Source organism: Hydrogenophaga sp. T2, from assembly GCF_049843535.1.
GTDB lineage: Bacteria > Pseudomonadota > Gammaproteobacteria > Burkholderiales > Burkholderiaceae_C > Hydrogenophaga > Hydrogenophaga crocea.
On the sequence record NZ_JBBHZJ010000001.1, the window covers coordinates 460958 to 483763 of the forward strand.

The window sequence follows — 22806 nt, forward strand, 5'->3', positions numbered from 1 at the left end:
CACCCGACGCTGACAAGCGCCCGATTGTCCCAAAGCGCCCTTTCAAGTTCCGGAAAGTGACATTCATGAACATCTCCCGCCGTTTCACGCTCGGCCTGCTGGCCGCGGCCGCCCTGACCACCGGTGCCGCCCAGGCGCAGGACAAGGTGCTCAACATCTATTCGGCCCGCCACTACCAGACCGATGAAGCGCTTTACAGCGGTTTCACCCAGGCCACGGGCATCAAGATCAACCGCGTGGAAGCCGACGACGCTGGCCTGGTGTCGCGCCTGCGCGCCGAAGGCGCGGCCTCGCCCGCCGACATCGTGCTGATGGTGGATGCCGCGCGCATGGCCTCGGCCGACGCCCAGGGCCTGTTCCAGCCCATCAAGTCGAAGAAGCTCGACGACGCCATTCCCGCGACCCTGCGCGCCACGCCCACGGCCGACGGCGTGACCTGGACCGGCTTCTCGACCCGCGCCCGCGTGATCGTGTATGACCCGACGCGCGTGAAGGCCGAAGACGTGGCCACCTACGAGCAACTGGCCGATCCCAAGCTCAAGGGCCTGCTCTGCACGCGCTCGGGCTCGCACCCGTACAACATCTCGCTGTTCGCCACCGTGGTCGAACGCCTGGGCGACCAGAAGGGCGAAGAGTGGCTCAAGGGCCTGGTGGCCAACCAGGCGCGCGCCCCCAAGGGCGGCGACACCGACCAGATCCGCGGCGTGGCCTCGGGCGAGTGCGGCGTGGCGATCGCCAACAGCTACTACATGGCCCGCATCCTCAAATCGGACAAGCCCGAAGACAAGGCCGTGGCCGAGAAGGTCAAGGTGGTGTTCCCCAACCAGGCCACCTCGGGCACGCACGTGAACATCGCGGGCGCGGCCGTGGCCAAGTACGCCAAGAACCGCGACAACGCCATCGCCTTCATGGAGTACCTGGCCAGCCCCGCGGCCCAGCAGTACTTCGCCGACGGCAACAACGAGTTCGCGGCCGCCAAGGGCGTGAAGCTCAACAACCCGGCGCTCAGCGCCATGGGCGGCGACCACTTCAAGCTCGAGACCGTGCCGCTGGCGGCCGTGTCCAAGAACCTCACCAAGGTGCAGCAGATGCTGGACCGCGTCGGCTTCAAGTGAACGGGCTTTGCCCCTGAACCAAACGCCCGCGCTGCGGGCGTTTTTTTTGGGTGTACCGCTTCAGTACACCTGCGGCACGTAGATCTCGCCGGGCACCTGGTGGCGGCGGTAGCCCTCGTGGCGGATGCGCTCGGGCAGCGTGATGGAAGGCCGCTCGACCTCGTGGTAAGGAATGAGCGACAGCAGGTGGTGGATGCAGTTCAGGCGCGCGGTCTTCTTGTCGTCGGCCGGCACCACCCACCACGGCGACTCGGGCGTGTGGGTGCGCGCGAGCATTTCTTCCTTGACCTTGGTGTAGTGCTCCCAGCGGCGGCGGCTTTCGAGATCCATGGGGCTGAGCTTCCACTGCTTGAGCGGGTCGTGGATGCGGCCAAGGAAGCGCGCTTCCTGCTCCTCGTCGGAGATGGAGAACCAGTACTTCACGAGCTGGATGCCCGAACGCACGAGCATCTTCTCGAACTCGGGCACGGTGCGGAAGAACTCCTCGACCTGCTCCTCGTTGCAAAAGCCCATCACGCGCTCGACGCCCGCGCGGTTGTACCAGCTGCGGTCGAACAACACGATCTCGCCGCCCGCGGGCAGTTGCGTCACGTAGCGCTGGAAGTACCACTGGGTGCGCTCGCGGTCGTTGGGCGCGGGCAGCGCCACCACGCGGCACACGCGCGGGTTCAGCCGCTGCGTGATGCGCTTGATCACCCCGCCCTTGCCGGCCGCGTCGCGGCCCTCGAACACCACCACGACCTTGTGGCCGGTGTGCACCACCCAGTCCTGCAGCTTCACGAGTTCGGCCTGCAGGCGGAACAGCTCGCGGAAGTAGGTGCGGCGCGCCTCGCGGCGCCGCATGGCCTCGGCCGGGTCGAGGCCATCCGGCCGGTCATCGTCCTCGATCTCCATCTCAAGCTCTTCGTCGTAGCCGTCGATGAGGTCGTCGCTGACGCGGCGCAGGAGGTCGTCGGAGGGGGTGGGCATGGGTGGCGGGTGCAGGTCACAAACCCCGTGAGCTTGATCGATCTTGGTGACATCTGGATGACTGTCACAGACATCCGCCACGCCCGCCAGCGGCATGGCCGCATCGGCCATTCGCCCGGATCGAACATGGCCGGCGAACCTGCGCCACCGCACCGTTACCCACGATCGCCCCTGTTCAACGCGTATCCACCCCACACCCATGAAGCCTCTCAGCAAAGCCATTTCGGGCCTGTTCAATTCCGCGCCCCCGCCCATCAAAGCCGCCGTTCCTGCATATGTCTTCCAGAAAACGCAGCAGCTCGCGGAACTGTCGATCAATAGCGAGCCGGCCAAGTTCCTCGTGCTCAAACCCACCAAAAGCGGTGACGATTTCGGATTCAAGGCCGACAGCCACGGCAAGAAGTGGTCCATCGCCAGATGGCACGCGGCCAAGGCCTCTGCGAAATACCAGCGCCGAGCGGCCACGCAGTACCTGAACCACGAAAACCATTCGGTCCGCAGTGCTGCCCATCGCCTCATCACCGACAAGCATCTCGGGCTCGACAAGGGAAAGGTGACGAGCGAATACCAGGCCTGCCTGAAAATCCTCGCCGAGGCTGAAAAGCAACGCCACCAGCCCCGTGCAGAAGTGGCCACTGAAGCGGTTCAGGCAACCCCCGTCACGCCATCGCCGGCCATTGCCGACAAAGGCAGCAAACGCTTCGAGTTCGAAGGCTGGAAACGCACGCCCCTGTCGTCCATCCCAAGCATCGATTGGGCCGAACTCGAGTCCATCGTTGACTCGTCCGAAGAGGCACCCGACTGACGTGGCCGCGGCGCACCGGCGCGCCTCCTTCAACACCCGGCAGCCCTTTCATGGCTGTCGGGTGTTTTGCTTTGTGACGGTCGGGTCAGGCAGGCGCGGCACTCACGGCATAATTGACGTTTACGTCAACGTCAACCGCCGTCCGCGGCACCCAGAGGAGCACCCGCATGGAGATTGCAGGCAAGGTTTTCATCGTCACCGGCGGGGCTTCGGGCCTCGGTGAAGGCACGGCGCGCATGCTCGCGGCCAATGGCGGCAAAGTCGTCATCGCCGACATGCAGGCCGAAAAGGGCGAGGCCGTGGCCCAGGCCATCGGCGGCGTGTTCGTGAAGTGCGACGTGAGCAGCGAAGCCGACGGCCAGGCCGTGGTCGCCAAGGCCGTGTCGCTCGGCAAGCTCGTGGGCCTGGTCAACTGCGCGGGCATCGCGCCGGCCGAGAAGACCGTGGGCAAGAACGGTCCGCATTCGCTGGCCGTGTTCACCAAGACCATCATGGTCAACCTGGTCGGCACCTTCAACATGATCCGCCTGGCCGCCGACGCCATGAGCAAGAACGAGCCCGAGGCCACGGGCGAGCGCGGCGTGCTCATCAACACCGCCAGCGTGGCGGCCTACGACGGCCAGATCGGCCAGGCCGCCTACAGCGCCACCAAGGGCGGTGTGGTCGGCATGACCCTGCCGATCGCGCGCGACCTCGCGCGCAACGGCATCCGCAACATGACCATCGCCCCCGGCATCTTCGGCACGCCCATGCTGTTCGGCATGCCCAAAGAGGTGCAGGACGCGCTGGCCGCCGGCGTGCCCTTCCCGAGCCGCCTCGGCACGCCCGAGGACTACGCCAAGCTGGCCAAGCACATCATCGAGAACGACATGCTCAACGGCGAAGTGATCCGCCTCGACGGCGCGATCCGCCTGGCGCCGAAATGAGCCCCAGGGGCGTAGAGTCGCGCGCATGAAGCGCTGGCCCTACCCCCTGGTTCTGTCCCTCCTGCTGGCGGCCTGCGCGCAGCCGCCTGCCGCGCCGACCCTGCCTCCGGCCCCCGAGGCGGCCTCCGGTTACACCGCCAAGCCCGGCTGGTCCTTCGGGCGTTTTGCCGTGGCCGCGGCCAACCCGCTGGCCACCGAAGCGGGCGTCGCCATCCTGCGCGAAGGCGGCAGCGCGGTCGACGCGGCGATTGCCGTGCAGATGGTGCTCACGCTGGTCGAGCCGCAATCGAGCGGCATCGGCGGCGGCGCTTTCCTGCTGCACTGGGACGGCCGGCGCGTGCAGGCCTTCGACGGCCGCGAGACCGCCCCCGCGGCGGTGGACGAACGCCTGTTCCTCGACGCCCAGGGCAAACCCCTGCCCTTTGCCCAGGCCGTGGCCAGCGGCCGCTCGGTGGGCGTGCCGGGCGCCGTGGCCATGCTGGCCCTGGCCCATCGCCAGCACGGCCGCCTGCCCTGGGCCCGTTTGTTCGACCCCGCCATCGCGCTCGCCGAGCGCGGCTTCGCGGTGAGCCCGCGCCTGCACACCTTGCTGGCCGCCGAGACCGCCCTGCCGCAAGACCCGGTCGCCCGCGCCTACTTTTTTCGCGCCGACGGCCAGCCCCACCCCGTGGGCCACGTGCTGCGCAACCCCGAACTCGCGGCGGTGCTGCGGCAGATCGCCGCCCTTGGCCCGCTGGCGATGAGCGAAGGCCCGATCGCCAACGCCATCGTCGCCAAGGTGCGCCAGCACCCCAGGCTGCCGGGCGCGCTCTCGCTCGACGACCTGCGCCACTACCAGCCTCGCGAGCGCGAAGCGCTGTGCCAGCCGCAGCGCGCGGGCGGGCGCTGGGTGCGCCTGTGCGGCTTTCCGCCACCCAGTTCGGGCGGCATCGCGGTGGCGCAGATCCTGGGCCTGCTGTCGCGCACACCGCAGGCGCTCGCGGGCCTGCGCGAAGGCCGCCCCGGCGCCGACTGGCTGCACGCCTACACCGAGGCCTCGCGCCTGGCCTTCGCCGACCGCGCCCAGTACCTCGCCGACCCCGACTTCGTGCCCGCGCCCGGCGGCGACTGGCGCCTGCTGCTCGACCCCGACTACCTCAACGCGCGCGCCGCGCTCATCGGCCCGCAGCGCATGCCGCAGGTGGCGCCCGGCCGGCCCGCGGGCGGCGCCGCGCTGGCCTTCGCGCCCATGCCGGCCCAGCCCGAATCGGGCACCAGCCACATCAGCATCGTCGACGGCCAGGGCCATGCGCTGGCCATGACCACCACCATCGAAGCCGCGTTCGGCGCGCGCCTCATGGTCACCACCGACCCGTCGCGGCCCGGCGGCTTCCTGCTCAACAACGAGCTCACCGACTTCAGCTTCACCCCCGCCGACGCACAAGGCCGCCCGGTGGCCAACCGCGTACAGCCGGGCAAGCGCCCGCGCTCGTCCATGGCGCCCACGCTGGTGTTCGACGCCGAGACCGGCACCCCGCTGATGAGTGCGGGCAGCCCCGGGGGCGCGCTCATCATCCACTACACGGCCAAAGCCTTGTGGGGCACGCTGCACTGGGGCCTGCACCCCCAGGCCGCGCTCGACCTGCCCAACTTCGGCAGCCTGGGCGGCCCCTTGCTGCTCGAGAAAGACCGCTTCCCCACCGCCACCGTGCAGGCGCTGCAGGCGCTGGGCCACACGGTGGAAGCGGTGGACATGACCAGCGGCGCCCAGGCCCTGGTGCGTCGCGGCGGGCGATGGCTGGGCGGGGCCGACCCGCGGCGCGAGGGCATCGTGGGCGGCGACTGAGCCCCCCGGGGCCAGGGGTTAAAGTTGCCCCCCTCCCGCCATGGCCATTCCCCAGAGCTTCATTCAGGAACTGCTCAGCCGCGTCGACGTGGTCGACGTGGTGGGCCGCTACGTGCAGCTCAAGAAGGGCGGCGCCAACTTCATGGGGCTGTGCCCCTTCCACGGCGAGAAGTCGCCCTCGTTCAGCGTCAGCCCGACCAAACAGTTCTATCACTGCTTCGGCTGCGGTGCCAACGGCAACGCCATCGGCTTCCTCATGGAGCACGTGGGCATGGGCTTCGTGGAGGCGGTGAAGGAACTGGCCTCGCAGGTGGGCCTGCAGGTGCCCGACGAAGACATCTCGCCGCAGGAGCGCGAGCGCGCTGCGCAGCAGCGCCAGCAGCAGGCCACGCTCACCGACGTGCTGGAGAAGGCCGGCAAGTCGTACCAGCAGCAGCTCAAGGGCTCGCCGCGCGCGGTCGACTACCTCAAGCGGCGCGGGCTCTCGGGCCAGATCGCCAAAGTCTTCGGCCTGGGCTACGCGCCCGAGGGCTGGCGCCATCTGGCCGGCGTGTTTCCCGACTACGCCTCGCCACTGCTCACCGAATCGGGCCTGGTGATCGAACACGCCGACGAAAAAGGCCAGGACGGCCAGGCCAAGCGCTACGACCGCTTCCGCGACCGCATCATGTTCCCGATCCGCAACGTCAAGGGCGAGTGCATCGGGTTCGGCGGGCGCGTGCTCGACAAGGGCGAGCCCAAGTACCTGAACTCGCCCGAAACGCCGGTGTTCAGCAAGGGCCGCGAGCTCTATGGCCTGTTCGAGGCGCGCACCGCCATCCGCCAGCACGGCTACGCCCTGGTCACCGAGGGCTACATGGACGTGGTGGCGCTCGCGCAGCTCGGCTTCGCCAACGCCGTGGCCACGCTGGGCACGGCCTGCACGCCCGACCACGTGCAAAAGCTGTTCCGCTTCACGGACGCGGTGGTCTTCAGCTTCGACGGCGACGCCGCCGGCCGGCGCGCCGCGCGCAAGGCGCTCGATGCCGCCCTGCCCTGGGCCAGCGACACGCGCAGCGTGAAGTTCCTGTTCCTGCCAGCCGAGCACGACCCCGACAGCTACATCCGCGAGCACGGCACCGAGGCATTCGCCGAGCGTGTGAAAGAGGCCGTGCCGCTGTCGCGCTTCCTGCTCGAGGCCGCGGCCGCCGATTGCGACCTCAAGAGCGCCGAAGGCCGCGCACGCATGGCCAGCCAGGCCCGCCCGCTCTGGACCGCCCTGCCCGAAGGCGCGCTCAAGCGCCAGCTGCTGGGCGAAATCGCCCACGGCGCCGGCCTCGACACCACCGACCTCGAGCGGCTCTGGTCGGCCCCCACGGGCCGCGCGGGCAGCGGGACCCCGGGCCAGCGCCGTGCGGCCGGGCCCGACGACGGTGCACCGCCGCGCAGCGACAACGAGCGTGCCTGGCGCCCGCGCCAGGCCGGCGGCCCGGGCCCGTCGGACCGCCAGGGCCGCTACGGACGTTCAGAGCGCGCCGAACGGCGCGGCCCGGCCGGCGCGCGCCGCGGCCTGGTGAGCCGCGAAGACCGCGCGCTCGGCCTGTTGCTGTCCAACCCCGCGGCCTGGGACGCGCTCTCGGCCGACGACCACCACCTGCTGGCCGAACTGCCCGGCGCACACGGTGTGCTGTTCGCCTGGCTCGAATCTCAGATCCACGAGCACGGCCCGCAGCCCTGGGCGGTGCTGCGCGAAATCCTGCGCGAGCAGCCGCACGAGGCCCTGGCCCACCAGGCGGTGGAGCAGGTGGCGCTCACCCCGGGCGCCGAGCAGGACGCCGAAGAACTGGCCCACGTGATGCTGCGCCTGCGCATCGACCGCCTGAAGGTGCTCGAGAACGAGGCCATCGCCCGCGCCGGCAGCGACCCGGCCGAACTGCGGCGTTATGCCGACATCCAGGCCCAACGCAAGGCGCTGGAGCACCAGATCGGCGCCTCGCCGGTATAATCCACGGTTGCACCGCAAGCGCGACAGCAGCACCTCCGGCACCGGCCCGGCCCTCCTGCAAGGGCTACATGGATCACTTTCCTGGCCACCCCGCCGCCCTCCTCACCCGAGGCGGCGCGAGGAACCCCGCAAGGACTGCACACCAAATGTTCGCCCCCACAGCTTGCAGGCCCACCCGCACCGGCGCGCGGTGGGTCCGAGTGCCCTTCCAAACCACCGGTTCGGCCCCAGCTAAGGGTCTTCTGGCGGCTTCAGTGTGTTCTGCCGGTCCCGTTCGACGATTTTTTTGAGGTCTCCATGCCCGCGAAGAAAGCCAGTGCGTCCGCTGCTTCCAACACCAAGGCCACCGCCAAGAAGGCGCCTGCGGCCCAGGCCAAACCGGCGGCTTCTCCCAAGAAAGCCCCTGCAGTGACGACCAAGACCCCCGCCAAGGCGGCGCCGGCCAAAAAGGCCCCGGCCGCCAAGACCTCTGCCAGCAGCACCGCCAAGAAGGCCAAGCCCGAAGCGCTCGGCGAAGAGCTGCTCGACGAGGCCGTGCCCGCCAAGAAGAAGCCCGGCCGCCCGGCCAAGGCCGCCGCCGACAAGCCGGCCGCCAAGCGCGGCCGCAAGCCCGCCGCCGGCAAGGCCGCTGCCAAGGACGAAGACGACCTGGGCGACGACCTGGTCGACGACCTCGATGGCGAGGACCTGGTCGAAGACGTCGTCGAAGAGGTGACGACCGAGGAAGCGCAGCCGACCGAGAAGGCCAAGCCGCTGCGCATGAAGATCAGCAAGGCCAAAGAGCGCGCGCTGATGAAGGAATTCGGTCTCGACGAGACCATCCTGTCCGAAGAAGAAGCCCGCGCCCGCCGCGAGCGCCTCAAGACCCTGATCAAGCTCGGCAAGACCCGCGGCTACCTCACGCACGGCGAGATCAACGACCACTTGCCCGACAAGCTGGTCGAGGCCGAAACGCTCGAGGTGGTGGTCTCGCTGCTCAACGACATGGGCGTGGCCGTCTACGAACAGACGCCCGACGCCGAGACCCTGCTGCTCAACAACACCGGCCCCACCGCCGCCACCGAAGAGGAAGCGGAAGAGGAAGCCGAAGCCGCCCTGTCCACCGTGGACAGCGAATTCGGCCGCACCACCGACCCGGTGCGCATGTACATGCGCGAGATGGGCACGGTGGAGCTGCTCACGCGCGAAGGCGAGATTGAGATCGCCAAGCGCATCGAAGGCGGTCTGCACAGCATGATGGAGGCGATCAGCGAATCGCCCGCCACCATCGCCGAGATCCTGGCCATGGCCGAAGAGATCCGCGAAGGCAAGGTGGTGATCTCCACCGTGGTCGACGGCTTCGCCGACGCCGACGAGGCCGACGACTACGTGGCCGAAGAAGACTTCGACGACTACGACGAGGCCGACGACGACGACGGCAAGGGCGGCTCCAAGGCCCTGACCCGCAAGCTCGAAGAACTCAAGCGCGAAGCGCTCGAGCGCTTCGACGCGCTGCGCGAGATGTTCGAGAAACTGCACAAGGCCTACGACAAGGAAGGCTACGGCAGCGCCAACTACACCAAGACGCAGCAGGCCATCACCGAGAAGCTGATGACCATTCGCTTCACCGCGAAGGCCATCGAGAAGCTGTGCAGCACGGTGCGCGGCCAGGTCGACGAGATCCGCAAGAAAGAGCGCGAGCTGCGCCGGATCATCGTGGACAAGTGCGGCATGCCGCAGGAAACCTTCATCAAGGAGTTCCCGCCCAACCTGCTCAACCTCAAGTGGGTCGAGAAGCAGGCCGCCGCCGGCAAGCCCTGGAGCACCGTGCTCGAGCGCAACATCCCGCCGGTGCAGGAACTGCAGCAAGGCCTGATCGACATCCAGAACAGCGTGGTGGTGCCCATCGAGCAATTGAAGGGCATCCACAAGCGCATGAACGAAGGCGAAGCCTCGTCGCGCGACGCCAAGAAAGAGATGATCGAGGCCAACCTGCGCCTGGTGATCTCGATCGCGAAGAAGTACACCAACCGCGGCCTGCAATTCCTCGACCTGATCCAGGAAGGCAACATCGGCCTGATGAAGGCGGTCGACAAGTTCGAGTACCGCCGCGGCTACAAATTCTCGACCTATGCCACGTGGTGGATCCGCCAGGCCATCACGCGCTCGATCGCCGACCAGGCGCGCACCATCCGCATCCCGGTGCACATGATCGAGACCATCAACAAGATGAACCGCATCAGCCGCCAGCACCTGCAGGAGTTCGGCTTCGAGCCCGATGCGTCCATCCTGGCCGAGAAGATGGAGATGCCCGAGGACAAGATCCGCAAGATCATGAAGATCGCCAAGGAGCCGATCTCGATGGAGACCCCCATCGGCGACGACGACGATTCGCACCTGGGCGACTTCATCGAGGACACCACCAACACCGCCCCGATCGAGGCCGCCATGCAGGCCGGCCTGCGCGAAGTGGTCAAGGAGATCCTCGACAGCCTCACGCCGCGCGAGGCCAAGGTGCTGCGCATGCGCTTCGGCATCGAGATGTCCACCGACCACACGCTGGAAGAGGTGGGCAAGCAGTTCGACGTCACGCGCGAACGCATCCGCCAGATCGAGAGCAAGGCGGTGCGCAAGCTCAAGCACCCCAGCCGCAGCGACAAACTGCGCAGCTTCATCGACTCGCTCTGATCGCGCGAGCCGACCCAAAAAAAGGGAGCCCGAGGGCTCCCTTTTTTCATTCGGGCTCGATGCCCGCGGCCTTGATCACCTTGCCCCACTTGGCCGTTTCGGCGGCCTGGAATTTCGCGAGCGCCTCGGGCGTGGTCGGGAACACCTCGCCGCCGCTGCTGGCGAAGAACTGCAGCACCGCCGGGCTCTTGAGCGCCTCGGCCACGAGTTGGTTGAGCCGCGCCACCACCGGCGCGGGCGTGCCCGCGGGTGCGTAGGCGGCGAACCAGTAGCCCATGTCGTAGCCCTTCACGCCGGCCTCGTCGATGGTGGGCACGTCGGGCAGCACCGCGGTGCGCTTGCTCGAGGTGACGCCCAGCGCGCGCAGCTTGCCCGCGGTGATCTGGGGCACGCCGGTGGAGGCGTCGGTGAACATCATGGTGATCTGGCCGCCGAGCAGGTCGGTGATGCCCATGGGGTTGCTGCGGTAGGGCACGTGCAGCAGTTGAACCTGGGCCATCTGCTGGAACAGCTCGCCCGCCACGCGGCTCGACGAGCTGCCGCTGCCGAACGAGAGCTTGCCCGGCGCCTGGCGCGCGGCCGCGAGCACGTCGCCCACGCTGCGGTAGGGCGAATCGGCGCGCACCACCATGATCTGGCCGCCCTTGCCCAGGCCCGAGATCGGCGCGAAGTCTTTCACCGGGTCGTAGCTGAGCTTCTTGTAAAGATGCTCGTTGGCCGCGTGTGTGGTGTTGGTGGTGATGAGCACGGTGTAGCCGTCGGCCGGCGCGCGCGCCACCTGCTGCGCGGCGATGGCGCCGCTGGCGCCGGCCTTGTTGTCCACCACCACCGGCTGGCCGCCCTTCTCGGCCACCGACTGGCCGACCGCACGCGCGAGGCTGTCGGTGGCGCTGCCGGCCGCGAAGGGCACGACGAAGGTGATGGGCTTGCCGGGGAAGCCATTGCCCTGGGCCAGGGCCGCGGGCAGCGCGAGCGCGGCCGCGGCCAGCACGGCCAGGCGGCGTCGCGAAAACGGGGCGGTGAAGAACGAATGCATGGGTGTCTCCTGTGTGTGTAGAGCGAAAGGGCGTCACTCGGCGGGGCCGCGCAACCGGGAAACCAGGGGGCCGGGCACGCGCAGCGGCAGCTCCAGCAGATGGAACGACAGGCTCTTGCCGTGGCTGTCGAGGTTGAGTGCGTCGTTCACGCCGCCGTCCAGCGCCGCGTCGAGCACCACGTTGAGCGCGTGCAGGCGCGGCAGCCGGTGCACGTGCACGGCCGTGGGCCGGCGGTGGCGGAAGTGCTCGCGCACCACCTCGGGCGTGATCTGCGCTTCGATCAGCGCGTAGAACTCGGGCGCCCAGGCGATCACGCTGATGTTGGAGCGGTCGCCCTTGTCGCCGGTGCGGCCATGGGCGGCGCGCCACAGGGGCACGGTGATGTCCTCAGGCATGCGCGGCCTCCACCATCACGAAGCGCGTGGGCACCTGCGCGCGCGGCAGCAGGCAGGAGAGCGTGCCCAGCGTGGGCCGCAGCGCGGTGCGGATGCCGCCGCCACCCGCCGGGCCGCAGGTGTAGAGCGCGGTCACCTCGTTGAGCAGGCGGCGCGCGCGCGCCGGGTCGCTGTGGCGCATGGCCAGGCGCAGGCGCACGTCGCGCGCGTCGCCCGGCGGCAGGTCGGCGAGCCAGCGGCCGTGGTCGTCGGCCCATACGCTGGCCACGCCGATCAGGTCGGCGCGCAGGGACACGCCCGGCCCCATGCGCTCGCGCACGGTGTCGGCCGCGAGCCGTGCGCGCGCCTCGGCGCGCGGCCCGGCGTACGACACCTCGCCCTCGGCCAGCCAGCCGCTTTCGTGGCACACGTTCACCTTCAGGTGCGTGGGCCGCGGGTGGCCCCGCACGCCGCGCAGGCGCACGCGGTCGGGGCCGATCTCGTCGAGCTCGGCCGCGCCGATGTCGGCCACCACGTCGGGCGTGAGGTAGGCCGTGGGGTCGTGCAGTTCGTAGAGCAGTTGCTCGGTCACGGTGTGGCGGTCCACCAGACCGCCCGTGCCCTCGGGCTTGGTGATCACGCAGCCACCGTCGGCGTGCAACTCGGCGATCGGGTAGCCCAGGTTCGCGAGGCCGGGCACGTCTTTCAGGCCGGGGTCGGCGTAGTAGCCGCCCGTGACCTGCGTGCCGCACTCGAGCAGGTGGCCCGCCATGGTCGCGCCGGCCAGGCGGTCCCAGTCGTCGAGCGCCCAGCCGAAGTGGTGCAGCGCCGGCCCGAGCGTGAGCGAGGGGTCGGCCACGCGCCCCGCCACCACGATCTCGGCGCCCGCGCGCAAGGCGTCTGCGATGGCTTCGGCGCCGATGTAGGCGTTGGCGCTCACCAGCGCGAGGCCATCGAGCCCGGGCAAGGCCTCGCGCAGTGCAGGCCGGTGCGGCTCGCCGCTCACGTCGTCGCCCTCGATCACCGCGATGCGCGGTGCGCGCAGGCCTTGGTCGGCGCACAGCCGGTGGATGTGCAGCGCCGCGCCCACCGGGTTGGCCGCGCCGAAGTTGCTCACGATGCGGATGCCATGCCGCAGGCAGCGCGCCAGCACGGGCGACAGCATCTCGCCCAGCAGCGGCTCGTAGCCGCGCGCGGGGTCTTCGCGCCGCGCCAGCTGGGCGAGTGCGAGGGTGCGCTCGGCCAGGGTCTCGAAGATCAGGCAGGCCGGGCCGCCCGCGCGCACCAGCGCGTCGACCACCGGGCCGGCGGCATCGGCACGGTCGCCCGAAAAACCCGCGGCCGAGGCGATGCGCAATGTCTCCTGTCTGCTCATGGGCGGCACTGTAGGGGCCGGCCACTGATCCGCAAAACTCAAAATGCCGATACATTCATCGGTCATGCAGATCAATCTGTCGACCCGCGAACTGCGCGCCTTCGTGGCCCTGGCCGACCAGCGCAACTTCACGCGAGCGGCCGCGCTGTGCCACCTGTCGCAGCCCGCGTTCTCGGCGCTGATCCGCGCGCTCGAAGAACACGTGGGCGGCCGCCTGTTCGACCGCACCACGCGCCAGGTGGAACTCACGGCCGAGGGCGAGGCCTTTCTGCGCGCGGCGCAGCGCCTGCTCAGCGACGCCGAGGCCGCGGTGGGCGACGTGCGCGACCACGTCGCGCGGCGGCGCGGCCGGGTGGCCATCGCCGCCCTGCCCTCGCTGGCGGCGGGCTGGCTGCCGCCGCTGCTGGCGCGCTTCCACCGCGAGCACCCGGGCATCGAGCTCGACGTGGCCGACGTGCTGTCCGACGACTGCGTGGCGCGCGTGCGCGCGGGCAGCGCCGACTTCGCGCTCGCCTCCACGCGCGCCCACACCAACGGCCTGCGCACCGAGCGCTTCTGCAGCGACCAGTTCCACGCCGTGTTCCGCCGCGACCACCCCCTGGCGCGCGCGAGCGGCAAGCTCAAGCTGGCCGAGCTCGCGGCCTGGCCCATCGTCCAGCTTGCGCGCTCGAGCAGCGTGCGCCAGTACGTGGAGGCCGCGATCTACCCGAACAGGCTGCAGACGCTGATGGAGCTCGAGCAGCTCAGCACCGTGGCCGCCATGGTGCGCGAAGGCCTGGGCATTTCCATCGTGCCCTCGCTCACGCTGTTCCACTTCGACCACCCGGAGCTGCGCGCGCGGCCGGTGGTGTCGACCGGGCTCAAGCGGCAGGTGTTCCTGGTGCGCCGCGCCGACCGCGCGCTGTCGTCGGCGGCGCAGGGGCTTTACGAGCTGCTGATGGCGAACCGGCCGCGGGCCTGAGACCCCGGGGCAGGGGCCGCGCGCTCAGGCGGGCAAGGTCACGCTCACCCGCAACCCCGGGTGCGCGTTGCCGATCTCGCAGCGCCCGCCGTGCGCCTGCGCCACCAGCCGGCACAGGTACAAGCCCAGCCCCACCCCGCCCGCGTCGCGCGTGCGGGCGCTGTCGGGGCGGTAGAAGGCCTGGCCCAGTTGCGACAGGCGTTCTTCGGGCACGCCCGGGCCGTGGTCGCGCACCACGAAGCGCACGCCACCGTCGGCGTGCGCCAGGTGCAGTTCCACCGGCGCCGCCGCGTCGCCCGCGTGCCGTAGGGCGTTGTCGAGCAGGTTGCGCAGCAGCAGGCGCATGCGCACGCGATCGAGCGGCACTGGGGGCAGGCCCTCGGCCACGTGCAGCACGGTGCGCTGCGCCTCGGGCCGCACCGCCGCGAGTTCGTCGATCACCTCGCGCGCGAGCGCGGCCGGGTCGGTGGGTTCGCGTTGCAGCACCGCGTGGCGACCGGCCAGGCGTTCGCTCTCGAGCAGGTCGTTGATGAGGCGCGCCATTTCGCCGAGGTCGCGCAGCAGCGCTTCGCGCTGCGGGTTCACCTCGGCGGTCTCGGGCAGCAGCTCGGTGTTGAGCCGCGCGCGCGTGAGCGGGCTGCGCAGCTCGTGGCTGATGGCCAGCAGCAGCGCGCGCTGCGCCTGCAGCATCTGCTCGATGTCGTGGCCCATGGTATTGATGGTGGCCGCGAGTTCGCCGAGCTCGTCGTGGCGGCGGCGCGGCGGCAGTGCGATGGGCTGGCCGAAGTCACCGGCGCCGAAGCGCATGGCGCCGGCGCGGATGTCGTCGAGCGGGCGCAGCAGCCGGCGCAGGTACCCGAAGGCCAGCGCGGTCACGAGCAGCAGCGACAGCAGCGCCCACCCGAACATGCGGGGCCGCGCTTCGATGGCCGATTCGTTGATGCCGAATTCGATGAGGTGCCCGTCGGCCGTGGGCCGCTGCACCAGCGCCTGCCAGTAGGCCTCGTCGCGGCCGGGCCCGCTGTCGCGCCGCCAGTGTGGCCGCGGCGAGTCCGGGTGCGAGCGCCATTGCACACGCGGGCCGGCGATGTCGACGGTGATGATGGGCATGCGCTCGGTGAGCGCCCGTGCGCGTTCGATATCGGGTGTCCCCTGGGGCGCGATCTCGCTGGCCAGCCGGCTCACGTAGTCCATGAGCAGGGGCTGCGCCGCCTCTTTCCAGCCCAGGGTGAAGGCGCGCTGCGCACCGCCGATGAAGATGAAGGCCACCGCGAACGCGAGCAGCAGGAACACCACCAGCAAACGCAGCTTGACCGAATGGCGAAGGCGGTGAAAGCGCTTCATGGCCGCTCAGGCCTCTCGCCGCAGCGCGAGCGAATAGCCCGCGTTGCGCAGTGTCTTGATGCAGTCGAGCGGTTCGAGCTTGCGGCGCAGCCGGCTCACCACGATGTCGACCGCGCGCGTGAGCAGATCGGCCTCGTGGCCGCGCAGGTGGTTGAGGATGTCGTCGCGGCTGAGCACGCGCCCGGCCTCGCGGGCGAGCAGGTGCAGCAGCTCGAACTCGGTGCCGGTGAGCTCCACGCGTTCGCCCTGGCGCCACACCTCGCGCCGCGCGGGGTCGATGCGCAGGCCCTCGAAGGCCAGCACGCCGGGCTCGGGCCGCGGCGCGGGCGCGGCCACGCGGCGGCGCAGCACGGTCTGCACGCGGGCCACGAGTTCGCGCGGCTCGAAGGGCTTGGGCAGGTAGTCGTCGGCGCCCATCTCCAGGCCCACCACGCGGTCCATCACGTCGCCGCGCGCGGTGAGCATCACGATGGGCAGGTCGCTTTCCTTGCGGATGGTGCGGCAGAGTTCGAAGCCGTCCATCTCGGGCAGCATCACGTCGAGGATCGCGGCATCGAAGCCGCCGCGGCGCAGCTCGGCCAGCCCTTCGCTGGGCCGAAACGCCTGCACCAGCGCCAGGTCGAAGCGCCGGAAGTAGCTCGCCAGCGGCGGGCCGAGCTGCGTGTCGTCGTCGATCAGCAGGATGCGGGGCATGCGCGCATTCTCACACCGCGTCCGCCCCCTCAGCCGCGCTGGAACCAGCCGCGGCGCTTCTCCAGGAAGCCGCGCACCTCGGCCTGCTGCGTCGGGTTGAGGCTGTCGTAGAAGTCGGCCAGGGCGTTGATGACCTCGGGCGTGGCCACCTGCAACACGCGGGTCTTTTCGTCGAGCAGGTGCAGGGCGCGCGCGCGGTCGAACTTCTCGCCCGCCACCAGCGCGCGCATGGCCTCGCGCGGCTCGCCGGCCGGGCCCATCATGGCCTGGCGCTGGGCCACGAGCTTGTCGGCCAGCACGTCGAGCTTCTGGCGCTGGGCGGTGTCGAGATCGAGCTTGCGGCTGACACGCTCGACCGCCTTGCCGCGCCACTCGGCCACCTGCTCGGGCGAGGCCGGGCCGTGGTGGGGGCGGTGGCCGCAGGCCGCGAGGCCCCCGGCGAGCACGGTGACGCTGGTGAGGACTATGAGGGTGCGACGGATCCAGGGTTTCATGGCGGTCCTTCCGGAACGGTGTTGAACAGGCCGCCATGGTGCGATCGGGCCCCCGACACCGGGTCTCGGGGCGGTATCGCTTGATGTCGTTTTGTTTCGGCTCAGGGTGCGGCCACGGCCTCGCCCTGCACGATCTTGCGCGCCATGCTCCAGCGGTGCACCTCGCTCGGGCCGTCGTAGATGCGGAAGGCCCGCATGTCGGTGAAGATGCGCATGACCGCGGTCTCGCCGGTCACGCCCTGCCCGCCCAGGATCTGCACGCAGCGGTCCACCACGCGCCACTCGGCCTCGGAGCACACCACTTTGGCGCGGCTCGACTCGAAGTTGCAGCGCTGCCCCTGGTCGAGCAGCCAGGCCGTGTGCCAGATGTGCAGGCGCGCGGTCTGCAGGTCCATGTCGTTGTCGGCCAGCATGAAGCCCACGCCCTCGTGCTCGGCCAGCGGCCGGCCGAAGGCCTGGCGGCGGCGCGCGTAATCCACTGCGATGTCGTGCGCGCGCCGCGCCTGGCCGAGCCAGCGCATGCAGTGGGTGAGCCGCGCGGGCGCCAGCCGCACCTGCGCATAGCGAAAGCCCTTGCCGGGCTCGCCCAGGATGTCGGCATCGGGCACGTAGAGGTTGTCGAAGCGCAGCACGCCGTGACCGCCGGTGAAACAGCGGTCCATGGCGTCCATGTTGCGCTCGAGCACGATGCCGGCTTGGTCCATGTCGGCGAGGAACATGGTGGCGGTGCCGTCTTCCATGCGCGCCATCACGATCGCGTAGTCGGCCCCGTCGGCGCCGGTGATGAACCACTTGCGGCCGTTGATGCGGTAGCCCTGGCCGTCGCGCACCGCGGTGGTCTGCAGCATGCCGGGGTCGGCGCCCGCACCGGGCGCGGGCTCGGTCATGGCGAAGCACGAACGCGTGCGGCCCTGCACCTGCGGCACCAGCCAGCGCGCCTTCTGCGCGGGCGAGGCCACCGCCTCCATGAGGTGGATGTTGCCTTCGTCGGGCGCGTGGATGTTGAGCGCGGTGGGGCCGAGCCAGGAATAGCCCGCCTCTTCGAACACCACGGCCTTGGCGGTGTGCGACAGGCCCAGCCCGCCCAGTTCGACCGAAGCATGCGGCGTGAGCAGCCCGGCCGCGCGGGCGCGCGCCACCAGCTCGTCGCGCAGCGCCGGGTGCGGGCCGTGGCTGTCCTGGCGGGGGTCGCTCTCCAGCGGCAGCACCTGCTCGCGGATGAAGTCGCGGGTGCGCTGCTGCAGCGCTTTCAGTTCGTCGGAGAGGTCGAAGTTCATGGCGGGGGCATCGGAGGAAGATGCCCCGCACCATAGCGGCGGATCGGCCGCGCGCCGCTCACCTGGGTGACAGCCGCGCGACCGGACGACCGCCCGGCTGCGGCCTCAGTCGGCGAAGACCTCGGTGTCCACCTCGCGGTTGGCCTGGTCGCTGTAGCGGCTGCCGCTGACGGTGCGCGGGTTGATGAGCGCGTCGAGCCGTTGCATCAGGTCGGCGCTCAGCACGACGTCGGCCGCGCGGTTGTTCTCGTGCAGGTGGTCGAGGTTGGCCGTGCCCGGCAAGGCGTGGATGTGCGGCGCCTTGTGCAGCACCCAGGCCAGGGACAACTGTGCCGGCGTGCAGCCCGCCTCGGCCGCGATCGCGCGGTAGGCCGGCAGCAGGCGCTGGTTGGCGGCCCAGTGCGGGGCGGCGAAGCGCGGCATGCTGCGGCGGATGTCCTTGGCGTCGAAAGCGGCGGGGTCGAGGTCGCCGGCGAGGAAGCCGCGCCCGGTGGGGCTGAAGGCCACGAAGGCCGCGCCGATCTCGCGGCAGGCCTCAAGCACCGCGATCTCGGGGTTGCGCGTCCACAGCGAGTACTCGGTCTGCACCGCGGCGATCGGGTGTTCGGCGTGCGCCTTGCGCAGCGTGGCGGCCGACACCTCGGACAGGCCGACCGCGCGGATCTTGCCCGCGCGCACCAGGTCGCCAAGCGCGCCCACGCTCTCTTCGATCGGCACCTGCTTGTCCCAGCGGTGCAGGTAGTACAGGTCGATGACCTCGGTGCGCAGCCGCTTGAGCGCGGCCTCGCAGGTGGCGCGCAGCGTGGCCGGGCGGCCGTCGATCACGCGCACCAGCTGGCCGTCGCCTTTCACGTCCACGCCCTGCATGCCGCACTTGCTGGCCAGCGTGAAGCGGCTGCGGTGCGCCGAGAGCACGCGGCCCACCGTGGTCTCGCTGGCGCCAAAGCCATAGAGCGCCGCGGTGTCGAAGTGGGTCACGCCGTCGTCGAGCGCGGCCAGCAGCAGGCGCTCGGCCTGCGCGTCGGGCACCGGCGGGCCGTAGGCGTGGCAGATGTTCATGCAGCCCAGGCCGATGGCCGAGACGGTGAAGGGGCCGAGCGCGCGCTGTTGCATGTCAGCCCTGGGCGTTGAGCTTTTGCTCGAGGTCGTGCAGCACCTGGTAGCAGGCGAACACGCGGGCCACGCTGGCGTTGGGCTCGCGGCCCTCGCGGATGGCGGCGAAGAACTCGCGGTCCTGCAGCTCGATGCCGTTCATGCTCACATCGACCTTCGAGACATCGATCTTCTCTTCCTTGCCGTTGAACAGGTCGTCGTAGCGCGCGATGTAGGTCGCGGTGTCGCCGATGTAGCGGAAGAAGGTGCCGAGCGGGCCGTCGTTGTTGAAGGAGAGCGAGAGCGTGCAGATGGCGCCGTTGGCGGCCTTGAGCTGGATGCTCATGTCCATGGCGATGCCCAGCACCGGGTGGATCGGGCCCTGGATGGCGTTGGCCTGCACGATGGGGCTGTTGGCCTGGTAGGCGAACAGGTCGACCGTGTGCGCGGCGTGGTGCCACAGCAGGTGGTCGGTCCAGCTGCGCGGCTGGCCCAGCGCGTTGGTGTTGGTGCGGCGGAAGAAATAGGTCTGCACATCCATCTGCTGGATGTTGAACTCGCCCGCGGCGATCTTCTGGTGCACGTACTGGTGGCTGGGGTTGAAGCGGCGCGTGTGGCCGCACATGGCCACCAGGCCCGTCTGCTTCTGCAGATCGACCACGGCCTGTGCACCGGCCAGGCTGTCGGCCAGGGGGATCTCCACCTGCACGTGCTTGCCGGCCTTGAGGCAGGCGATGCTCTGCTCGGCGTGCATCTGCGTGGGCGTGCACAGGATCACCGCGTCGAGCTCGGGGATGGCCAGCGATTCGGCAAGCTCGGTGGTGACGTGGCCGATGCCGTACTTGGCCGCGACCTCTTGGGTCTTGTCGAGCTCGCGGCCGATCAGCGAGATCACCTCGACGCCGTCGATGTTCTTGATGCCGTCCAGGTGTTTGACGCCGAAGGCGCCCGCGCCGGCCAGCGCGACTTTGATGGTCTTGTTGCTCATGTTCAGTTCTCCAGGATCAGGTGGCCCACGGCGGTGTTGCTCGCGGGCACGTGGAAGAAGCGGTGCTTCACCTTGGGCAGCGGACCGCCCGCCACGTCGGCCATCGCGCCGCGCGCGATCAGCCACATCACGAGTTCGATGCCCTCGCTGCCGGCCTCGCGCACGTAGTCGATGTGCGGGATGTCGGCGGCCGCGGCGGGGTTGGTCTCGAGCAGGTCGAGGAACCGGTTGTCGAAGTCTTTGTTGATCAGGCCCGCGCGCGGGCCCTGCAGCTGGTGGCTCATGCCGCCCGTGCCCCAGATGTGCACGTTGAGGTCTTCGTCGTAGCTCTCCACCGCCTTGCGGATCGCCTGGCCCAGGTTGAAGCAGCGGCGGCCGCTGGGCACCGGGTACTGCACCACGTTGACCGCGAACGGAATGACCGGGCAGGGCCACGCGCCCTTGACCGGGTCCTGCTCGCCGCACATGAGCGACAAGGGCACGGTGAGGCCGTGGTCCACGTCCATCTTGTTCACGATGGTGAGGTCGAAGTCCTGCTGGATCACGCTCTGCGCGATGTGCGAGGCGAGCTCGGGGTGGCCGATGACCTTGGGCACGGGGCGCGGGCCCCAGCCCTCGTCGGCGGGCTGGTACTCGGCCGCGGTGCCGATGGCGAAGGTGGGGATGATGTCCAGGCTGAACGCGGTCGCGTGGTCGTTGTAGACCAGGAAGATCACGTCGGGCTTGTTCTCCTTCATCCACTGCTTGGAGTACTCGTAGCCCTTGAAAACGGGCTGCCAGTACGGCTCGTGGGTCTTGCCCAGATCGAGCGCCGCGCCGATGGCGGGCACGTGCGAGGTGTACACGGATGCGGTGATGCGTGCCATGGTGTCAGCTCCTTCCCCATTTCGGGTCGCGCCCGCCGTTGATCATCATGTTGCGGTACTCCTCTTCGGACATGCCGGTCATGGAGCCCGCCATTTGCTGGAAGCTCTTGCCGTCGGTGGCGCCGATCTTGGCGAGGAAGTAGATGTTGCCGCCGAGCGCGATGCAGCGGTTGAGGTCGCGCGCGAGCACGGCCTGCTTCTGCTCTTCGCTCATGGCCCACTCGTCGAGGTAGGCACGCTCGTCCTTCTTGAAGCGCTCGCGGTTCTCGGCCTTCATGAGGCTCATGCAGAACTGGTTGAGCCAGTAGCCCTTGCGGCTTTGATCGGCGTCGAAGATGGTCGTGCCGGGCACGTCCTTGTAGGGTTTGTCCAGGGCCATGTCAGACCTCCTCGGGCCAGTAAAGGCGCATCGGGTTGTCCACCAGCAGCTTCTTCTGCAACGCGGCGGTGGGCGCGATGTGCGGGATGAAGTCGACCAGCAGGCCGTCGTCGGGCATGTGGTCCTTGAGGTTGGGGTGCGGCCAGTCGGTGCCCCAGAGCACGCGGTCGGGGAAGGTCTCGACCACCTTGCGCGCAAACGGCACCACGTCGCGGTACGCGGCCTGCTCGCCGTCGAGCGCCTTGGGGCCGCTGACCGAGAGCCGCTCGGGGCAGCTCACCTTGCTCCACACGTTTTCATGCTCGCGCATGAACTTGAGGAACAGGGCGAACTCGGGGCCGTCCACGGGCTTGCTCACATCGGGGCGGCCCATGTGGTCGACCACCACGGTGGTGGGCAGCGCGGTGAAGAAGTCCCAGAGCTCGGGCAGGTCCACGGCCTCGAAGTAAATCACCACGTGCCAGCCCAGGGCCTTGATGCGGCCCGCGATCTCCATCAGTTCGTCCTTGGGCGTGAAGTCGACCAGGCGCTTGACGAAGTTGAAGCGCACGCCGCGCACGCCCGCGGCGTGCAGGCGCTGCAGTTCGTCGTCGGTCACGCTGCGCTTGACGGTGGCCACGCCGCGCGCCTTGCCGTTGGACGCCAGGCAGGCGTCGACCATGGCGCGGTTGTCGGCGCCGTGGCAGGTGGCCTGCACGATCACGTTGCGCGCAAAGCCCAGGTGGTCGCGCAGCGCAAACAGCTGCTGCTTGCTCGCGTCGCAGGGCGTGTACTTGCGCTCGGGCGCGTAGGGGAATTCGGCGCCGGGGCCGAACACGTGGCAGTGCGCGTCCACGCTGCCCGCAGGCAGCACAAAGCGCGGCTGGCTCGGGCCGTCGAACCAGTCGAGCCAGCCCGCGGTCTTGGTGAAGTCGCCGGAAGTCGGTTTGCTCATCGCGTGCTTTCAGTCGATGTAGCGCAGGCCGGCGGCGGCCAGCGGTTCGCGCATCTTGTACATGTCCAGGCCGAGCACGCCGCTGGCGAGCTTGTCGCGCTTCTCGCCTTCGTTGGCCTCGCGCTTGCGCGCGGCCTCGAGCGTGGCCGCGGCCTTCTCGCGCGGCACGCAGACCACGCCGTCGTCGTCGGCCACGATCACGTCGCCGGGCGTGACCCACATGCCCGCGCACACCACCGGGATGTTCACCGAGCCCAGCGTGGCCTTGATGGTGCCCTTGCTGCTGATGGCCTTGCTCCAGACCGGGAAGTTCATTTCCTTCAAGGTCTTCACGTCGCGCACGCCGGCGTCGATCACCAGGGCGCGCGCGCCGCGGGCCTGGAAGCTGGTGGCCAGCAGGTCGCCGAAGTAGCCGTCGGTGCACTCGGCCGTGACGGCCGCCACCACGATGTCGCCCGGCTGGATCTGCTCGGCCGCGACGTGCATCATCCAGTTGTCGCCCGGGTGCAGCAGCACGGTGACGGCCGTGCCGCTCACCTGTGCGCCGCTGAAGATCGGGCGCATGTAGGGCTTGAGCAGGCCCACGCGGCCCATGGCCTCGTGCACGGTGGCCGAGCCCAGCGCGGCGAGCGCGTCGGCGGTTGCGCGGTCGGCGCGCTGGATGTTGCGGTAGACAACGCCAAGTTCGTACATGTCGGTTC

21 protein-coding genes are annotated in these 22806 nt (G+C 69.7%); 7 read left to right on the forward strand and 14 right to left on the reverse strand.

Annotated features, from left to right (window positions below; translation table 11 throughout):
• Positions 1-65: 65 nt before the first annotated feature.
• A complete protein-coding gene (locus WDZ95_RS02200) occupies positions 66-1115 on the forward strand; it encodes an extracellular solute-binding protein (RefSeq protein WP_425775996.1) in 1050 nt (349 codons plus the stop codon).
• Positions 1116-1175: 60 nt separating this feature from the next.
• Here the strand turns inward: WDZ95_RS02200 and ppk2 are convergent, their stop codons facing one another.
• Complete coding sequence (gene ppk2, locus WDZ95_RS02205) at positions 1176-2084, reverse strand: polyphosphate kinase 2 (protein WP_425775997.1); 909 nt, start codon at positions 2082-2084, stop codon at positions 1176-1178.
• 199 nt (positions 2085-2283) lie between these two features.
• On the opposite strand from ppk2, the gene WDZ95_RS02210 reads away from it, so the two are divergent.
• The 5 genes from WDZ95_RS02210 to rpoD all read left to right on the forward strand — a co-directional run bounded on the left by WDZ95_RS02210 (position 2284) and on the right by rpoD (position 10291).
• The gene (locus WDZ95_RS02210) at positions 2284-2889 is read left to right on the forward strand and encodes a hypothetical protein (protein ID WP_425775998.1); all 606 of its coding nucleotides are present in this window, start codon (positions 2284-2286) and stop codon (positions 2887-2889) included.
• A gap of 167 nt (positions 2890-3056) precedes the next feature.
• Entirely contained in the window at positions 3057-3815 is a 759-nt protein-coding gene (locus WDZ95_RS02215; protein WP_166227039.1) for a 3-hydroxyacyl-CoA dehydrogenase, read from the forward strand.
• A gap of 25 nt (positions 3816-3840) precedes the next feature.
• The gene (locus WDZ95_RS02220; protein WP_425775999.1) at positions 3841-5640 is read left to right on the forward strand and encodes a gamma-glutamyltransferase family protein; all 1800 of its coding nucleotides are present in this window, start codon (positions 3841-3843) and stop codon (positions 5638-5640) included.
• A gap of 40 nt (positions 5641-5680) precedes the next feature.
• Positions 5681-7624: a DNA primase gene (gene dnaG, locus WDZ95_RS02225; RefSeq protein ID WP_425776000.1), complete on the forward strand. Its 1944-nt coding sequence runs from the start codon at positions 5681-5683 to the stop codon at positions 7622-7624.
• Between the two features lie 297 nt (positions 7625-7921).
• The gene (rpoD, locus tag WDZ95_RS02230; protein WP_425776001.1) at positions 7922-10291 is read left to right on the forward strand and encodes an RNA polymerase sigma factor RpoD; all 2370 of its coding nucleotides are present in this window, start codon (positions 7922-7924) and stop codon (positions 10289-10291) included.
• Between the two features lie 46 nt (positions 10292-10337).
• On the opposite strand, the gene WDZ95_RS02235 is transcribed toward rpoD, so the two are convergent.
• From WDZ95_RS02235 to WDZ95_RS02245, 3 genes are read right to left on the reverse strand one after another with little or no spacing between them, the layout of a single operon-like run.
• The gene (locus WDZ95_RS02235) at positions 10338-11327 is read right to left on the reverse strand and encodes a Bug family tripartite tricarboxylate transporter substrate binding protein (protein WP_425776002.1); all 990 of its coding nucleotides are present in this window, start codon (positions 11325-11327) and stop codon (positions 10338-10340) included.
• A 33-nt stretch (positions 11328-11360) separates the two neighbouring features.
• Complete coding sequence (locus WDZ95_RS02240) at positions 11361-11723, reverse strand: AtuA-related protein (protein WP_287469037.1); 363 nt, start codon at positions 11721-11723, stop codon at positions 11361-11363.
• Positions 11716-13077, reverse strand: a complete 1362-nt coding sequence (locus WDZ95_RS02245; protein ID WP_425776003.1) for an acyclic terpene utilization AtuA family protein — start codon at positions 13075-13077, stop codon at positions 11716-11718. The genes WDZ95_RS02240 and WDZ95_RS02245 overlap by 8 nt, the downstream gene beginning before the upstream one ends.
• Positions 13078-13141: 64 nt before the next feature.
• Here WDZ95_RS02245 and WDZ95_RS02250 point away from each other — a divergent pair, with 64 nt between their 5' ends.
• Positions 13142-14038, forward strand: coding sequence for a LysR substrate-binding domain-containing protein (locus tag WDZ95_RS02250; RefSeq protein WP_425776004.1), 897 nt, complete (start codon positions 13142-13144; stop codon positions 14036-14038).
• 24 nt (positions 14039-14062) lie between these two features.
• Here WDZ95_RS02250 and WDZ95_RS02255 read toward each other — a convergent pair whose 3' ends face one another.
• The 10 genes from WDZ95_RS02255 to ligK all read right to left on the reverse strand — a co-directional run bounded on the left by WDZ95_RS02255 (position 14063) and on the right by ligK (position 22798).
• Complete coding sequence (locus tag WDZ95_RS02255; protein ID WP_425776005.1) at positions 14063-15382, reverse strand: HAMP domain-containing sensor histidine kinase; 1320 nt, start codon at positions 15380-15382, stop codon at positions 14063-14065.
• Positions 15383-15388: 6 nt separating this feature from the next.
• On the reverse strand, positions 15389-16075 hold the full coding sequence (locus WDZ95_RS02260; RefSeq protein WP_425776006.1) for a response regulator transcription factor: 687 nt from the start codon (positions 16073-16075) through the stop codon (positions 15389-15391).
• Positions 16076-16104: 29 nt separating this feature from the next.
• Entirely contained in the window at positions 16105-16569 is a 465-nt protein-coding gene (locus tag WDZ95_RS02265) for a Spy/CpxP family protein refolding chaperone (RefSeq protein ID WP_425776007.1), read from the reverse strand.
• Between the two features lie 101 nt (positions 16570-16670).
• A complete protein-coding gene (locus WDZ95_RS02270; RefSeq protein WP_425776008.1) occupies positions 16671-17846 on the reverse strand; it encodes an acyl-CoA dehydrogenase family protein in 1176 nt (391 codons plus the stop codon).
• A 105-nt stretch (positions 17847-17951) separates the two neighbouring features.
• Positions 17952-18959 (reverse strand): aldo/keto reductase, encoded by a 1008-nt coding sequence (locus WDZ95_RS02275; protein ID WP_425776009.1) that lies wholly within the window; start codon positions 18957-18959, stop codon positions 17952-17954.
• Between the two features lies 1 nt (position 18960).
• Positions 18961-19926 (reverse strand): Gfo/Idh/MocA family oxidoreductase, encoded by a 966-nt coding sequence (locus WDZ95_RS02280; RefSeq protein ID WP_425776010.1) that lies wholly within the window; start codon positions 19924-19926, stop codon positions 18961-18963.
• Between the two features lie 2 nt (positions 19927-19928).
• Positions 19929-20792 (reverse strand): class III extradiol dioxygenase subunit beta, encoded by an 864-nt coding sequence (locus WDZ95_RS02285; RefSeq protein ID WP_425776011.1) that lies wholly within the window; start codon positions 20790-20792, stop codon positions 19929-19931.
• Between the two features lie 4 nt (positions 20793-20796).
• Positions 20797-21171 (reverse strand): protocatechuate 4,5-dioxygenase subunit alpha, encoded by a 375-nt coding sequence (gene ligA / locus WDZ95_RS02290; RefSeq protein WP_166227053.1) that lies wholly within the window; start codon positions 21169-21171, stop codon positions 20797-20799.
• 1 nt (position 21172) lies between these two features.
• Positions 21173-22105, reverse strand: coding sequence for an amidohydrolase family protein (locus WDZ95_RS02295; protein ID WP_425776012.1), 933 nt, complete (start codon positions 22103-22105; stop codon positions 21173-21175).
• A gap of 9 nt (positions 22106-22114) precedes the next feature.
• Positions 22115-22798, reverse strand: a complete 684-nt coding sequence (gene ligK, locus WDZ95_RS02300) for a 4-carboxy-4-hydroxy-2-oxoadipate aldolase/oxaloacetate decarboxylase (protein WP_425776013.1) — start codon at positions 22796-22798, stop codon at positions 22115-22117.
• Positions 22799-22806: the final 8 nt, after the last annotated feature.